The organism is Methylobrevis albus (genome assembly GCF_015904235.1).
Lineage (GTDB): Bacteria > Pseudomonadota > Alphaproteobacteria > Rhizobiales > Pleomorphomonadaceae > Methylobrevis_A > Methylobrevis_A albus.
The window spans coordinates 53,830-68,180 of the sequence record NZ_JADZLT010000040.1; the positions used below are offsets into that span (position 1 = coordinate 53,830).

Annotated in this window: 12 protein-coding genes; 5 read left to right on the top strand and 7 right to left on the bottom strand. The window is 72.7% G+C overall.

The features are described from left to right. Nucleotides 1-27 precede the first annotated feature (27 nt). Entirely contained in the window at nt 28-1,008 is a 981-nt protein-coding gene (locus I5731_RS02365) for a glutathione S-transferase family protein (protein WP_197309759.1), read from the bottom strand. Nucleotides 1,009-1,386: 378 nt separating this feature from the next. Here I5731_RS02365 and I5731_RS02370 point away from each other — a divergent pair, with 378 nt between their 5' ends. Beyond that, nucleotides 1,387-1,971: a GNAT family N-acetyltransferase gene (locus I5731_RS02370; RefSeq protein ID WP_407941813.1), complete on the top strand. Its 585-nt coding sequence runs from the start codon at nt 1,387-1,389 to the stop codon at nt 1,969-1,971. A 40-nt stretch (nt 1,972-2,011) separates the two neighbouring features. Here the strand turns inward: I5731_RS02370 and I5731_RS02375 are convergent, their stop codons facing one another. From I5731_RS02375 to I5731_RS02390, 4 genes are all read right to left on the bottom strand, one after another. Continuing rightward, nucleotides 2,012-4,081: a hypothetical protein gene (locus I5731_RS02375; protein ID WP_197309760.1), complete on the bottom strand. Its 2,070-nt coding sequence runs from the start codon at nt 4,079-4,081 to the stop codon at nt 2,012-2,014. Between the two features lie 109 nt (nt 4,082-4,190). Continuing rightward, complete coding sequence (locus tag I5731_RS02380; RefSeq protein WP_197309761.1) at nt 4,191-7,025, bottom strand: DUF4159 domain-containing protein; 2,835 nt, start codon at nt 7,023-7,025, stop codon at nt 4,191-4,193. Then, nucleotides 7,022-7,957, bottom strand: a complete 936-nt coding sequence (locus I5731_RS02385) for a DUF58 domain-containing protein (RefSeq protein WP_197309762.1) — start codon at nt 7,955-7,957, stop codon at nt 7,022-7,024. Before I5731_RS02385 ends, I5731_RS02380 begins: the two co-directional genes overlap by 4 nt. A gap of 5 nt (nt 7,958-7,962) precedes the next feature. Next, entirely contained in the window at nt 7,963-8,970 is a 1,008-nt protein-coding gene (locus I5731_RS02390) for an AAA family ATPase (protein ID WP_197309763.1), read from the bottom strand. A 659-nt stretch (nt 8,971-9,629) separates the two neighbouring features. Between I5731_RS02390 and I5731_RS02395 the strand changes: the two genes are divergently transcribed. The 4 genes from I5731_RS02395 to I5731_RS02410 all read left to right on the top strand — a co-directional run bounded on the left by I5731_RS02395 (nt 9,630) and on the right by I5731_RS02410 (nt 12,824). After that, complete coding sequence (locus I5731_RS02395) at nt 9,630-10,235, top strand: DUF1285 domain-containing protein (protein WP_197309764.1); 606 nt, start codon at nt 9,630-9,632, stop codon at nt 10,233-10,235. Further along, nucleotides 10,232-10,894: a CoA pyrophosphatase gene (locus I5731_RS02400; protein ID WP_197309765.1), complete on the top strand. Its 663-nt coding sequence runs from the start codon at nt 10,232-10,234 to the stop codon at nt 10,892-10,894. Before I5731_RS02395 ends, I5731_RS02400 begins: the two co-directional genes overlap by 4 nt. Continuing rightward, entirely contained in the window at nt 10,891-12,123 is a 1,233-nt protein-coding gene (locus tag I5731_RS02405) for a CCA tRNA nucleotidyltransferase (protein ID WP_197309766.1), read from the top strand. The genes I5731_RS02400 and I5731_RS02405 overlap by 4 nt, the downstream gene beginning before the upstream one ends. Before the next feature lie 206 nt (nt 12,124-12,329). Further along, the gene (locus I5731_RS02410; RefSeq protein ID WP_197309767.1) at nt 12,330-12,824 is read left to right on the top strand and encodes an I78 family peptidase inhibitor; all 495 of its coding nucleotides are present in this window, start codon (nt 12,330-12,332) and stop codon (nt 12,822-12,824) included. A gap of 49 nt (nt 12,825-12,873) precedes the next feature. On the opposite strand, the gene hemF is transcribed toward I5731_RS02410, so the two are convergent. Further along, a complete protein-coding gene (gene hemF / locus I5731_RS02415; RefSeq protein WP_407941814.1) occupies nt 12,874-13,758 on the bottom strand; it encodes an oxygen-dependent coproporphyrinogen oxidase in 885 nt (294 codons plus the stop codon). Between the two features lie 116 nt (nt 13,759-13,874). Further along, nucleotides 13,875-14,345 (bottom strand): redox-sensitive transcriptional activator SoxR, encoded by a 471-nt coding sequence (gene soxR / locus I5731_RS02420; RefSeq protein ID WP_197309769.1) that lies wholly within the window; start codon nt 14,343-14,345, stop codon nt 13,875-13,877. Between the last annotated feature and the right edge of the window lie 6 nt (nt 14,346-14,351).

The following is a 14,351-nucleotide window of genomic DNA, read 5'->3' on the forward strand; positions in this document are numbered from 1 at the left end:
GCGGCCGGTGCTGCACGACGCCCGTGATCAGGCGCCGAGGTGCTCGCGGCCGTGCGGGGCGTCGAGGTCGAGCAGCGGGCCCTTCGGGATGATCCGGGTCGGGTTGATGGTGGTGTGGCTCCAGTAGTAGTGCGTTTTGATGTGGCCGAGGTCGACCGTGCCGGCGACGCCGGGGGTCTGGTAGAGCTCGCGCAGGTAGCCCGACAGCGCCGGATAGTCGGCGATGCGGCGGAGGTTGCACTTGAAGTGCCCGACGTAGACCGGGTCGAAGCGCACCAGCGTCGTGAACAGGCGCCAGTCGGCCTCGGTCGGCTGGTCGCCGACCAGCCAGCGCCGGCGGCTCAGCCGCTCCTCCAGCCAGTCGAGGCTTTCGAACAGCGCCGTCACCGCCTCCTCGTAGGCGGCCTGCTTGGTCGCGAAGCCGGCCTTGTAGACGCCGTTGTTGACGGTGTCGTAGACGCGGGCGTTGACGGCGTCGATCTCGGCGCGCAGCGGCTCGGGGTAGAACTCCGGCGCCCGGCCGGTGAGGCCGGCGAACGCGGTGTCGAACATGCGGATGATCTCGGAGGATTCGTTCGAGACGATGGTCTTCGTCTGCTTGTCCCAGAGCACCGGCACGGTGACGCGGCTGGAGACGTCCGGGTTGGCGCGGACGTAGACCTCATAGAGCCGGGTGAGATCGGCGTTGGGATCGCCGCTACGGTCGGCGTCGCCGAACACCCAGCCCTCGGCGCCCATCTTCGGGTCGACGACGGTGACGCCGATCAGATCCTCGAGGCCCTTCAGGGTGCGGAAGATCAGCGTCCGGTGCGCCCAGGGGCAGGCGAGCGAGACGTAAAGGTGATAGCGGCCGGCTTCGGCGGCAAAGCCGCCGGTGCCGGTCGGGCCGGGCGCGCCGTCGGCGGTGACGAAGTTGCGGAACTGCGACGCCTGCCGCTCGAACTTTCCACCGCTCTTGTCGGTGTCGTACCAGACGTCGTGCCAGACGCCGTCAACCAGAAGACCCATGATGCGCGCTCCAATCCGTTGCTGACCCGACATATAGGACGTGCCGGCCGGATTGGCCGAGCGGTTGACGGTCTGTTCGCGCGAAGCGCCTTCACCGGGCGCCGCGGGGCCGCCATCCGGCATGCCGAAACTGTGTGCTTGCCCGCTCTTCCCGCTTCGTGATAGGGCCTGTTCGCCGGAAAACGATCCGGCTGCGGAGATCGGCCGTGACGGCACGGGTCAGCCACGAACAGCGACGACGACGCGGGATGCGCGCCATCCGCCCGCGCGCGCCCGTGTGCCCGACCGATCGCCGCCTTCCCAGCGTCCATCCGCGCTGACCGCGGCGCACCGGCCGGGCAGGCCGTCCTGCCCCGAATTCCGGTATCCGCCGCCATGATGAAATCTTCCGACCTGCCGATCGAAACCACCGGCGCCGCGAGCCTCGCCATGCTCGCCGCCGTCCCGTCTGCCGTCTCCGCCTGCGTGTTCCGGCGCGAGGCGCCCGCGGACGCCGCCGCCATCGAGGCGATCCACGAGGCGACCTTCGGCCCCGGCCGCTTCGCGCGCACGGCGTTCCGGCTGCGGGAGGGCGTCGCCTCCGTCGCCGCCCTCAGCCTCGTCGCCGAGCGGCAGGGGCAGGTGGTCGGCTCGGTGCGGTTGACGCCGATCCTGATCGGGGAGACCGCGCCGGCGCTGCTGCTCGGCCCGCTCGCGGTGCTGCCGGAGTTGAAGAGCCAGGGCATCGGCAAGGCGCTGATGCGGCGCTCGATCGATCTCGCGCGGCAGGACGGCCACCGGCTGATCGTGCTGGTCGGCGACCTGCCGTACTACTGGCCGTTCGGCTTCCGCACCGTGCCGCCGGGCAAGCTCGGCTTCCCCGGCCCGGTCGATCCCGCCCGGCTGCTCGCGGCCGAACTCGTCCCCGGCACCCTCGCCAGCGTCGGCGGCATGGTGCGCGCCGACCGCACGCCGGCGGCCTGACCGCTCCGATCCTTGTGATTTCCGCCGTGGGCGAGGGGCGTCAGCGCCCCTCGCGGTACCACATGCTGCCGAGGACGCCGAGCAGCAGGGCGAGGCCGACGAAGCCCGAGAACAGGCGGATGCGGGAGATGCCCGTCACCTCGTAGGCTTCGCTCATGTCGAGCCCGAGCCAGCCGTCGCCGCCGAAGCGGGTCGAGCCGGTCTGCGGCACGATGCGCGGGATCTCCGGCGCGGCGTCGGCGGCGTCCTTCAGGCGCTGCACGGTGCCGCCGGTGCCGGCGGCGATCGCGGCCAGCGGCTCGGTGGTCGAGCGCAGCAGGCGGAACTCGCGCGGATCGGTCGGGCCGACGTGGGTGAGCGCCTTCAGCGTGCCGTCGTTCGCCTCGTAGAGGCCGAGCTCGGGCGCCGGCATCTCGGCGCGGAACAGGCCGGGGCCGGCATCGCGCAGCTCCAGTGTGCGGCTTTCGCCGGTCGGCATCGTCACCGTGACCGGCTCGACCGCTTCGCCCAGCGTCTGCCGCTCGACGACGAGGTCGGAGCCGCGGGTGGTGAGGCGCAGCACTTCTTCCTCGAGATCGGGCTCCTTCATCAGCCAGTGCGCGAGACGGCGCAGCAGCTGCGTGTGCGGGCCGCCGCCCTCGAAGCCGCGCGCCCACAGCCAGACGTGGTCGGAAAGCAGCGTCGCGACGCGGCCCTCGCCCTCGCGGGCGAGCAGCAGCAGCGGCCGGTCGCCGGGGCCGGACATCACGGCCTCGCCGCGCTCGGCGTCGGCCTCGACGATGCGGAACCAGCGCGACCAGGCGGGGGGCGTCTGTTCCGAGCCCGGCAACTCGCGCGTCACCGGATGGCGGGCGCCGATGTCGGTGATCGCGGCGCGGAACGGTTCCTCGACCACGGTGCCGGTCGGCCGCGCGGGCAGCACGGCGGAGAGCGGGGTATCGTAGAGGCTGTCGTTGCCGGAATAGTCCGGGCCGGCGGCGATCAGCACCGCGCCGCCCTTCGCGACATACTGGGCGATGTTGTCGAAATAGATCAGCGGCAGCACGCCGCGGCTCTGGTAGCGGTCGAAGATGATGAGGTCGAACTCGTCGATCTTGGTCGCGAACAGTTCGCGGGTCGGGAAGGCGATCAGCGACAGCTCGTTGATCGGCGTGCCGTCCTGCTTTTCGGGCGGGCGCAGGATGGTGAAGTGGACGAGGTCGACGGAGGCGTCGGACTTCAACAGGTTGCGCCAGGTGCGCTCGCCGGCGTGGGGTTCGCCGGAGACCAGCAGCACGCGCAGGTTTTCGCGGATGCCCTCGATCACCGAGACGGCGCGGTTGTTGACCGGGCTGAGTTCGCCGTCGAGCGGCTCGGTCTCGAGCTCGTAGATGTTGCGGCCGCCGTGGTCGATGGTGACGGCGACCGAGACCTCGGTGCCCGGCACGACGCGCATCGCGGCGATTTCCTCGCCGTCGCGGCGCACGACGACGCCGGTCGGCTGGCGGCTGGCGACGCCGTCCTCGTCGACGCGGAAGCGGATCACCTGCTCGGAGGCGACGAGGCCGAACTTCGGCGCGGACAGGATCGAGATGCGCCGGTCGATCTCGCCCTCGTGGCCGGTGATCAGGGCGTGGAACGGCGCGGAGAAGGGCAGGCGGCTCGCCTGTTCGGGGATATCGTGCACCTCGCCGTCGGTGACGGCGATCACGGCGGCGATGCGGTCGTGCGGCACGTCGGAGAGGCCGCGGCCGATGTCGGCGAACAGCTGGGTGCCGTCGGTGCCGGCGGTGCTGGTGTCGATGCGGCGCACTTCGACGCCGCGCAGGCCCGAGAGCCGGTCGGTGAGCTCGGCGACGGCCGCCTCGGTGTCGGCGCCGCGTGTCTCCACGGTCTGCGAGGCGCTGCGGTCGGCGACGACGGCAACGACGCTGGTCAGCGGCCGGCGTTCCTCCTGCACCAGCGACGGATTCGCGAGGGCGGCGGCGAGCGCGAGGAAGGCGAGGCCGCGGATCAGCGTGCCGCGCACCCGCCGCATGAAGGAGAGGCCGAGCACCGCCGCGGCGAGCACGAGGCCGAGCGCGAGCAGCCACCAGGGCAGGTAGGGGTCGAACACCACGTTCCAGCTCATCGGCAGCGATCCTCTTCGGGCGACGTCCGCCCGTCTTGTCCTGTCTCAGGCGCGGCGATGGCCGCGAGGCCACCGTGCCGCGGCGTGCCCGGCCCGGGCACCGCGGCCGTCACTGGCCGAGGCGTTCGAGCAGGGCCGGGATGTGGACCTGGTCGGCCTTGTAGTTCCCCGTCAGGGCGTACATCACGATGTTGACGCCGGCGCGGAAGGCGAACTCGCGCTGGCGCGGATCGCCCGGCACCACCGGGTAGAGAAAGCCACCGTTGTCGTCGGCGGCCCAGGCACCGGCGAGGTCGTTGCCGATGATCAGGATCGGCGAGACGCCGTCGCCGCCGCGCACCGGCCGCTCCTCCCCGGTCTCGGCCTCGTCCTCGGGCACGCCGGCTTCGACCCACAGCGGGCTGCCGATGTAGCGGCCCGGGAAGTCGGCGAGCAGGTAGAACGACTTGGTGAGGACGTGATCCTCTGGCACCGGCTCCAGCGGCGGAATGTCGAGGCCGGCGAGCATGTCGCGCAGCCGCGCCGTCGCCGGGGACCCCGCGGCGCCGTTGCGGCCGGGTAGCACGGAGAGCTGGTCGCGCGTGTCGAACAGCACCGTGCCGCCGGAGCGCATGAAGCCGTCGATCCGGGTCATCACGGCGCCGGAGGGCACCGTGCCGGAGGCGTCGACCGGCCAGTAGATCAGCGGGAAGGTGGCGAGTTCGTCGCGCGCGGGGTCGAGGCCGACCGGCTCGCCGGGTTCGAGCGCGGTGCGGCTCGCGAGGAACTTCGACAGCGTCGAGAGCCCGGCCCGGCTCGCCTCGTCGATCTCGGCATTGCCGGTGACGATGTAGGCGAGGCGGGTCTGGCTGACGGCGTCGAGCAGCGCCTGGTCTTCGGCGCTGATGCCCTGCGCGCGCGCCTCGCCCGACACCGCCGCCGCGAAGGCGACGGTCGCCGCCACCAGCAGCGCCGCGGTGGTGCCGCGGCCGGCGAGTCGGCCGGGCAAGGTCATGCCGCCGAGCAGCACCAGCACGGCGATGGCGTCGGCGAAGAGCGCGAGCAGCGCGAGGCCGAACAGCCAGGGCGCGAGGTCGATGCCGGTGTTGCCGGCGAGCGCCACGCGGTTGGCACCCGAAAGGCCGCTGGCGTCGAGGGCGACCGGACGGTCGTCGGCGGTCAAGAGGTTGATGGCGCGGAAGGCGTCGTCGGCACCATAAAGGCCGGGCGGGGTGGCGGCGGACGGGGTGGCCGCGGCGACGCCGGCGAGCGGGATGCCGCGCACGTCGGCGCCGGGCGTCGTCATGCGGCCGAAGCCGTCGAGCACCGAGAGCGGCGGCAGCAGGGCACCGCCGGTCGCCACCGCATCGGTGCGCACGCCGGACGCATTGCCGAGCGCCACCGTGCGGCGGAGCATTTCGACGAAGGCGCCGGAGATCGGCAGGTTGGACCAGCTGGTGTCGGCGGTGACGTGGAACAGCACCAGCCAGCCTTCGCCGTGGCGGGCGCCGGTGACGAGCGGCGTGCCGTCGGCGAGCGTCGCCCATGTGCGCTGGTCGAGGTCGGCGCTCGGCTCGGCGAGCACCTGGCGCTCGACGACGACGTCGTCCGGCACGGCGATGTCGGCGAACGGCCCGTCGGGCGAGAAGGCGGCGAGCGGCTGCGGCTCGCCCCACGACAGCGCGCCGCCGAGGGTGCGGCCGCCGCGGCGCAGCGTCACCGGCACGAGCGGATCCTCGCCGGCGGCAAGGCGCGGGCCGGCGAAGCGGATCAGCACGCCGCCGCCGGTGACGAAGCGGTCGACCGCGGCCGCGGTGTCGCCGGCGAAGGTGCCGACGTCGGCCATGACGATCGCCGACAGGCCGTCTTCGACGAAAGCATCGACGGCGGAGCCGAGCACGCTGCCGCGCGGCTGGCGCACGTCGGCGAAGGGGCCGAGGGCGCGGGAGAGGAAATAGTTCGGCGACAGCAGCGGCTGCACCCGGTCGCCGGGCACCGACGAGATCAGCCCGACGGTGCGACGGCGCCAGCGGTCGTCGAGCAATTGCACGGCGCCGGCGGTATCGGCGCCGGCGATCTCGAGGCGGGCGATCTCGTTGCGCAGTTCCAGCGGCAGGTCGATCGGGACCGACAGTTCGGTGTCGCTGCCGGTGATCTCGAACGGGCGTTCGTCGAGGATCGCGCCGCGGCGGTCGAGCGCGACGATCTCGCCGACGCCGGGGGTGCGGACGTCGAGGCGGCGCAGGGTCGCGGCCAGCGTCTCGCCGTCATGCGCGACGCCGGCGAGCATGGTCGGGCCGGGCACGTCGTTGCCGGCGAGCGTCACGGTCGCCTGCGGCGCGATATCGGCGAGCGCTGTGGCGAAGGCGGCGCCCGAGCCGTCGTCGAGCGGTTCGGCGATCCAGAACACGTCGCCGGGGGCGGCGGTATCGGCGGCGGTGCGCAGCGGCTCGAGCAGCGCGGCATGGTCGGGTGACCAGGCCCGGGGGCCGAGCGCGCCGAGGCGGGTCTGCGCCGTGGCCGAGGTGGTGGCGGCGAGATCCTGCGCCGGGCCTTCGGCGGTGGCGACGATGACGACGGGGCGGCCGTCGGCCGCGGCGTCGTCGAGGGCGGCGCGGGCGGTGTCGACGCGGTTCTGCCAGTCGGGCGCCGCCGACCAGCCGTTGTCGACGACGAGCCAGACCGGGCCGCTGCCGGCGAGCGCCCCGGCGTCGGGGCGCAGGCTCGGGCCGGAGAGCGCGAAGATCAGGAAGGCGACAAGGGCGAGGCGCAGCGCTGTCAGCCACCACGGCGTACGCGCCGGGGTTTCTTCCGCGACGGTGAGGCCGAGCAGCAGGCGAAGCGGCGGGAAAGTCACGGATTTCGGGCGCGGCGGCGTCACGCGCAGCAGCCACCACAGTGCCGGCAGCGCGACGAGGCCGACCAGCACCCAGGGGGCGGCGAAGGCGAGCGGGAAACCCATCATGACTCGCCTCCCGCGACGCCGGCGTGCGGTGCCATCTCGGCGAGGCGGGCGTGCAGGGCGAGCAGCACCTCGTTCGGGCTGCGGTCGGTGTGGTGCACGGCGAAGCTCCATCCGGGGCGGCCGGCCTCCTGGCGGAGGCGGTCGCGGTGGGCCGCGAGAACGTCGAGATAGGCGGCGCGCCAGGATTCCGCCCGGCCGGCGGTGATCCGCCCGCCGGTCTCGGGATCGACGAATTCGGTGCGGCCGTCGAAGGGGAAGGTCTCCTCGACCGGGTCGAACACCTGCACGAGATGCACCCGCGCGCCGGCGCCGGCGAGGCGGGCGAGGTCGGCGTGCAGCGCGTCGGGGTCGTCGAGGAAGTCGGCGAACATCACCACCTCGTGGAAGCGGCGCACACCGGCGATCTCGGGCCGGGTCGTTTCCTCGTCGAGGTGGGAGAGCGTCATCGCGAGGCGCTCGGCGGCGGTGCGGCTCGCCGTCGGGCGGCCGTGGCCGAGCAGGCCGATACGCTCGCCGGAGCGGGCGAGCAGTTCGGCCATGGCGACGAGCAGCACCACGGCGCGGTCGCGCTTCATCGGGCCGCCACGCGCCGAGCGGAAGCGCATCGAGCGGGAGAGGTCGGCCCAGAGCCAGACGGTGTGGGCGGTCTCGAGCTCGCGCTCGCGGACGTAGAGGTGTTCGTCGCGGGCCGAGCGGCGCCAATCGATGCGGCGCGCCGGCTCGCCGAAGTTGAACGGCCGGAACTGCCAGAAATCCTCGCCGAAACCGGCGCGGCGGCGGCCGTGCCAGCCCGACGAGACGGTGTTGGCGACCTGGCGCGCCTCGACGAGCAGTTCGGGCAGCGCCGCGGCGAGGCTGCGCGCCTCGGCCGTCATCGCGGTATCGAGCAGCGGCGGCTCGCGGACGGCGGAGGAGGGCGCGCGCTCGGCCATCCGCGTCAACCGATCCCGTCCGTGAGATCCCGGATCACGTCGCGGATGGTGACGCCGTCGGCGCGGGCGGCGAAGGTCAGCGCCATGCGGTGCTGCAGCACCGGCTCGGCGAGCGCCTTGACGTCGTCGATCGAGGGGGCGAGCCGGCCCTGGGCCAGCGCCCGGGCGCGGACCGTGAGCATCAGGGCCTGGCTGGCGCGCGGGCCGGGGCCCCAGGCGATCGATTTGGCGTGCTTGCCGGTGGCCGAGCCGGGGCGAGCGGCACGGACGAGGTCGAGGATCGCCTCGACCACCGAGCCGCCGACCGGCACGCGGCGGACGAGCTGCTGCAACTCGAGCAGTTCGGCGGCGTCGAACACCTTGCGCGGCGTCGCCTCGGTGACGCCGGTGGTTGCGAGGAGGATGCGGCGCTCGGCCTCGCGGTCGGGGTAATGCACGTCGATCTGCAGCAGGAAGCGGTCGAGCTGGGCTTCGGGCAGCGGATAGGTGCCTTCCTGCTCGAGCGGGTTCTGCGTCGCGAGCACATGGAACGGCGCGGGCAGGTCGTAGCGCTGGCCGGCGACGGTGACGTGGCGCTCCTGCATCGCCTGCAGCAGGGCGGACTGGGTGCGCGGGCTGGCGCGGTTGATTTCGTCAGCCATCAGCAGCTGCGCGAAGATCGGGCCGCGGATGAAGCGGAAGGCGCGGCTGCCGTCGGGGGCCTGCTCCAGCACTTCCGAGCCGAGGATGTCGGAGGGCATCAGGTCGGGCGTGAACTGGATGCGTCGCTCGGAGAGGCCGAGCACGGTGCCGAGCGCCTCGACCAGCTTGGTCTTCGCAAGGCCCGGCACGCCGACCAGCAGGCCATGGCCGCCGGCGAGCACGGTGACGAGCGAGCGTTCGACGACCTGCTCCTGGCCGTAGATGATCTCGGCGACCGCTTCACGCGCCGCGACGATGCGGCCGATGGCGGATTCGGCCTGGGCGAGGATCTTGTCGGTGTCCGGCGCGATGCCCGAGCGGGGTGCACTCATCTTGGGTCGTGGCTCCTCTTCGTCGTGCCGGATGCGGCAGGGTTCGGCCGATCCGTTGCGTCGCCCGCGGGTCCGGCCGGCGGCGGCAGTTCATCCGGCCGGTGCCGGCCTCGAAGTCCGGTCGCCCGACCGGCCGGCCCGCCCGTCCGGGGCAGGGCCGCAAGAATGTCTTCCACACACACCTCGTGCGGCGATGGAGCCGGGCGGGTGCCCGCGGCCTCCATATGGGGCGCTCCGCCGAGCTGTCGCGGGGGCAACCGGCTGCTTGCACCTCGCCGGGCCTGCCTGCCCGGTCGCCTTGCAAGAGGCGGACCTTTCGCCCTCTTGCTGCAGCGACCTTCGCGCGACGCTGCCATGCAGCAGGATCGGACCGCCACCTGCGGAGTTTGACACCAACCTTGCCCGGGCGCACCCGGTGCAAATCGGCGGGGCGGCATGGTCCCCGGTTTCTTTCATTGCATCGGAAGGGCGGTTTTTGGCGACTTTGAGACCGACCCTCGGATAATCTACGGCGGGCCAAGCGTTTTGGCCCGCCGGCAACACGGTGAAGTGATCGCGCTGCAGCGAGAGACCGAGGCGTTTCGCCGCGTCGGCGCGGTGCGGGGTGCGACGATATCGCTGCTGTCAAGCGGGGCCGGGGGGCCGGAATGCGAGCGGATATGAGTACCGAGGATCGAGACAATCTCCCGGATGACGCCGCCACGGCGCTCGCCGCGCTGCTGTCGCGGGCGGCCGACGGACACGGCAAGCTGCCGCCGGTCGAGCGCTGGGATCCCGCGAATTGCGGCGCGATCGACATCCGCATCGACCGCGACGGCGGCTGGCACTATCTCGGCACGCCGATCCACCGCGCGCCGCTGGTCAGGCTGTTCTCAACCGTGCTGCGGCGCGAGCCGGACGGCAGCTACGTGCTGGTGACACCGGCCGAGAAACTCACCATCCGGGTCGACGACGTGCCGTTCCTCGCCGTCGAGATGATCGCCGAAGACGAGGGGCCGGCGCGCCGGCTGACCTTCCGCACCAACCTCGGTGACATCGCGGTGGCGGATGCGGATCGCCCGCTGCGGTTTCCGGAAGAGCCCGGCGGCGGCTTCGTGCCTTATCTCACGGTGCGCGGCGGGCTGGAGGCGCGGCTGACCCGGGCACTCGCCGTCGATCTCGCCGGCCTCGTCGAGGTGGACGCGTCGGGCCGGGCCGGGGTCTGGTCGGGCGGCGTGTTCCATGCCCTGCCGAGCGGCGCCGGCGCGGCGCTCGGCAAGGCATGAGCCACTCGCAACCCGCCGGCCTGCCGGCCGTTGATTTTTCCGCGGATGCCCTGCGCCGGCGCGCGGCGCGGATGCATCCGCTCTCCGGGGGCACTATTCCGCAGCGCCTGCACGGCGACCACGTCACCGAGCCGTCGCTGGCGCCGCTCGTCGAGGGGCGCGTGCTGCGGCCGGCGGCGGTGCTGATCGCGCTGGTGCTCGATCCGGCCGGCACCTCGGTGCTGCTGACCCGGCGTACCGATCACCTGCGCAGCCACGCCGGCCAGATCGCCTTTCCCGGCGGCAAGATCGATCCGGAGGACGACGGGCCGCTCGACGCGGCGCTGCGCGAGGCGGAGGAGGAAATCGGCCTCGATCGCCGGCTGGTGGAACCGCTCGGGCGTCTCGACTCTTATGTGTCCAACACCGGCTTCGAGATCGTTCCGGTGGTCGGCCTCGTCGAGGCCGCGCCGCCGCTGACCCCGAATCCGGACGAAGTCGCCGACGTCTTCGCGGTGCCGCTCGGCTTCCTGATGGCGCCGGAAAATCATCTGCTGGAATCACGTGAGTTTCGCGGCGCGATGCGTCGCTATTATGCCATGCCTTATGAACAGCGGCGGATCTGGGGGGTGACCGCCGGCATCCTCCGCCTCCTCTATGAACAGGTGTTCGCGGAATGAGCGAGACCATACGCTCTTCGATCGCGGGGGCCGAATTCCTGGCCTGGCCGGGGCTGATGGCGCTCGCCAACACGGTCGCCGTCGGCGGCGACGGCATTCGGGTCGTCGGCGGCGCGGTGCGCTCCACCATCGTCGGCCGGCCGGTCTCTGATGTCGACCTCGCGACGACGGCATTGCCCGAGACCGTCACCCGCCGCGCCCGCGACGCGGGGTTCGCGGTCCACCCGACCGGCATGGAGCACGGCACCGTCACGGTGGTCGCGGAGGGCCGCGCCTTCGAGGTGACGACGCTGCGCGCCGACGTCTCCACCGACGGCCGCCGCGCCACCGTCGCCTTCACCCGCGACTGGGCCGCCGATGCGATGCGGCGCGATTTCACCGTCAACGCGATCTACGCCGATCTCGACGGCGACCTCTACGATCCGGTCGGCGGCATTCCCGACGCGCTGGCGCGGCAGGTGCGCTTCATCGGCGATCCTGCCGCCCGCCTCGCCGAGGATTACCTGCGCATCCTGCGCTTCTTCCGCTTCCACGCCGTGTTCGGCGCCCTGCACATCAATGAAGCCGGCCTTGCCGCCTGCATCGCGGCGCGCCATGGGCTCGATCAGTTGTCGCGCGAGCGGATCGGGCAGGAGATGCGCAAGCTGGTGCTCGGCTTTCGCGGCGGCGAGACGCTGGAGATCATGCAGGAGAGCGGCATCGCCGGCCGCGTGCTCGCCGGCGTCGCGCGCCCGGCGACGCTGGCGGCGCTCGGCCGGATCACCCGCCGGCTGGAGACGGAGCTCACGCTGCCGCTCGCCCTCGCCGGCGGCTGTGCCTTCACCGAGGACGACGCCGACCGGCTGCGCGATCGGCTGCGGCTGCCCGGGCGCGAGGCGGAGGAGGCGGCCGCGATCCTCGCCGCGTCCCGGCGGCTCGGGCCGGAGCCCACGGCCCGCATGATCCGCGCCGAGGTCTATCGCCACGGCAATGCGGTGACCTTCGCCGGCCTGCTGCTCGCCGCGGCCGTCGCCGGTGCCGATCCCGACCTGGCCGCCGTCGCCGAGGCCCGCGATTTCGAGGCGCCGACATTCCCGCTCGGCGGCCGCGACCTGATCGCCGCCGGGATGGCACCGGGGCCGGAGCTCGGCGCCCGGCTCGCGGCGCTGGAGGCCGACTGGGTTGCGTCCGATTTCACGGAGGTGCCGACGTCGAGACGTGCGGCGGCCATGGACGATCTCGGCGAGTGACCGCCCGACCGGGACCCCCACGGTCGCGGCAACGCGGCGCGGTCACGAATCCGGCGCGCCGTGCCGGAACAAAATCTCATCCGACGACATTCAGCTTCGGTTCAGTTGGCGTGCGCACACTCGCCGACACCGGCCGCGCCGCCGCGGCGGGAACCCTCGGCGGGACTGCCAAACCCGGCCGGGGAGCACGGGGAGAAAAACCAGACATGTCGCCGTTGAAGTTCCTTGCTGCCGTCGGCGTCGCCGCCTTCGTGGCCGGCTGCCAGACCGGGGGCTATCCGCCGCCCGGCTACGGTGGCCCGCCGCCCGAGTACGGGCGCCCGCCGCCGCCCGAGTACGGCCGTCCGCCGCCCCCCGAGTATGGCCGCCCGCCCCCTCCGGGCTATGGTCGCCCGCCGCCTCCCGAATTCGGTCGTCCGCCTCCGCCCGAGTATGGGCGTCCGCCGGGCGGTCGCCCGCCGGGCTACGGCCGTCCGCCGGGTCAGGGTCCGGGCGGCGGTCGCTGTGACGCCGGCGCCGCGCGCTTCGCCATCGGTGAGCGCAGCTCGAACCGGATCATTGCCGCAGCGCAGGATCGCGCGCGGGCGAGGTCGGTCCGGGTGATCGAGCCGGGGATGGGCGTCACGCAGGACTTCCGCGACGACCGGCTCAACATCGAGCTCGACCGCCGCGGGCGCATCGTAAACGTGCGCTGCGGCTGAACCCCTCAACGATGAGGCCCTGACGCGCGAGGCGCATGCGCCTCGAGCGTCAGGGCCACTTCGCCAGCGGCGGCATCGAGGAGAGAATCGATTCGATGTTGCCGCCGGTGCGCAGGCCGAAGATCGTGCCGCGATCGTAGAGCAGGTTGAACTCGACGTAGCGGCCGCGGCGCACCAGCTGCTCCTCGCGGTCGGCCTCGCTCGAGGCGGTCGCCATGTTGGCGGCGACGATCCGCGGGTAGACGTCGAGGAAGGCGCGGCCGACGTCCTGCGTGAACGCGAAGTCGGCGTCCCAGTCTCCCGAATTCAGATAGTCGTAGAAGATGCCGCCGACGCCGCGCATCTCGCCGCGGTGCTTGAGGAAGAAGTACTCCTCGCACCACGCCTTGTAGCGCGGGTAGTCGGCCACGCCGTGCGCCGTGCAGGCGCGTTCCATCGCGGCGTGGAAGGCGATGGTGTCGGGGTCGTCCTGGGTGCGGCGCCGGTCGAGCACCGGGGTGAGGTCCGCGCCGCCGCCGAACCACTGCCGCGTCGTCACCACCATGCGCGTGTTCATGTGCACGGTCGGCACGTTCGGGTTCCACGGGTGGGCGATCAGCGAGATGCCGCTGGCCCAGAAGCGCGGATCCTCCGCCGCGCCGGGGATCTGGCCACGGAACTCGGGCGCGAACTCGCCGAACACGGTCGAGACGTGCACGCCGACCTTTTCGAACACCCGCCCCTTCATCATCGACATCACGCCGCCGCCACCGGGGGTGCCGTCGTGGCCGGTCCGCGTCCAGGGCTTGCGCTGGAAGCGGCCGGCCGGGAGACCCGCCTGCGGGCCGGTGGCGAGCGCGTCCTCGAGATCCTCGAACGATTTGCAGATGCTGTCGCGCAATTCGGCGAACCAGGCCGGCGCCACCGCCTGCTTCGCCGCGAGGTCGGCAGGCAGCGGGCGCGGCGCGCCGGCGCGGTCGTGGGGGTCGGACAAGGGCGTGCTCCACTGCCGTTTTCAGGTTGCGGCGGTCATAGCGCGTCGGCGGCGGCTTGTCGAAGCGCGGCGGCGCGTCAGGCCGGGTCGGCCGGCTCGGCGAGGATCAGTCGCGGCCCGCTGCCGCCCGCCTGCAGCCGGTCGCCGGGGTTGCGCAGCGGGCAGTCGGCGAGCGACAGGCAGCCGCAGCCGATGCAGCCGTCGAGCTGGTCGCGCAGGCGGGTGAGCTCCAGGATCCTTGCGTCGAGGTCGGCGCGCCAGGCGGTCGACATCCGCCGCCAGTCGTCGGCCGTCGGCGCACGGTCGCCGGGGAGTTCGGCGAGCGCCGCCCGGATGCGGCGGATCGGCAGGCCGGCGCGCTGGGCGACCTTGATCACCGCGATGCGCCGCAGAACGCCGCGCGGAAAACGGCGCTGGTTGCCGGCGCTGCGCAGGCTCGAGATCAGCCCCTCGGCCTCATAGAAATGCAGCGCCGAGACCGCGACACCGCTGCGGCGGGCGACCTCGCCGACGGAGAGGAAACGGGCGGGCGGCGATGGGTCGGGCATGCGCAG

Bases quoted from the DNA above. Each gene is read 5' to 3' on its own strand.
- I5731_RS02365 (WP_197309759.1), bottom strand. From the start codon at position 1,008: ATGGGTCTTCTGGTTGACGGCGTCTGGCACGACGTCTGGTACGACACC.
- I5731_RS02370 (WP_407941813.1), top strand. From the start codon at position 1,387: ATGAAATCTTCCGACCTGCCGATCGAAACCACCGGCGCCGCGAGCCTC.
- I5731_RS02375 (WP_197309760.1), bottom strand. From the start codon at position 4,081: ATGAGCTGGAACGTGGTGTTCGACCCCTACCTGCCCTGGTGGCTGCTC.
- I5731_RS02380 (WP_197309761.1), bottom strand. From the start codon at position 7,025: ATGATGGGTTTCCCGCTCGCCTTCGCCGCCCCCTGGGTGCTGGTCGGC.
- I5731_RS02385 (WP_197309762.1), bottom strand. From the start codon at position 7,957: ATGGCCGAGCGCGCGCCCTCCTCCGCCGTCCGCGAGCCGCCGCTGCTC.
- I5731_RS02390 (WP_197309763.1), bottom strand. From the start codon at position 8,970: ATGAGTGCACCCCGCTCGGGCATCGCGCCGGACACCGACAAGATCCTC.
- I5731_RS02395 (WP_197309764.1), top strand. From the start codon at position 9,630: ATGAGTACCGAGGATCGAGACAATCTCCCGGATGACGCCGCCACGGCG.
- I5731_RS02400 (WP_197309765.1), top strand. From the start codon at position 10,232: ATGAGCCACTCGCAACCCGCCGGCCTGCCGGCCGTTGATTTTTCCGCG.
- I5731_RS02405 (WP_197309766.1), top strand. From the start codon at position 10,891: ATGAGCGAGACCATACGCTCTTCGATCGCGGGGGCCGAATTCCTGGCC.
- I5731_RS02410 (WP_197309767.1), top strand. From the start codon at position 12,330: ATGTCGCCGTTGAAGTTCCTTGCTGCCGTCGGCGTCGCCGCCTTCGTG.
- soxR (WP_197309769.1), bottom strand. From the start codon at position 14,345: ATGCCCGACCCATCGCCGCCCGCCCGTTTCCTCTCCGTCGGCGAGGTC.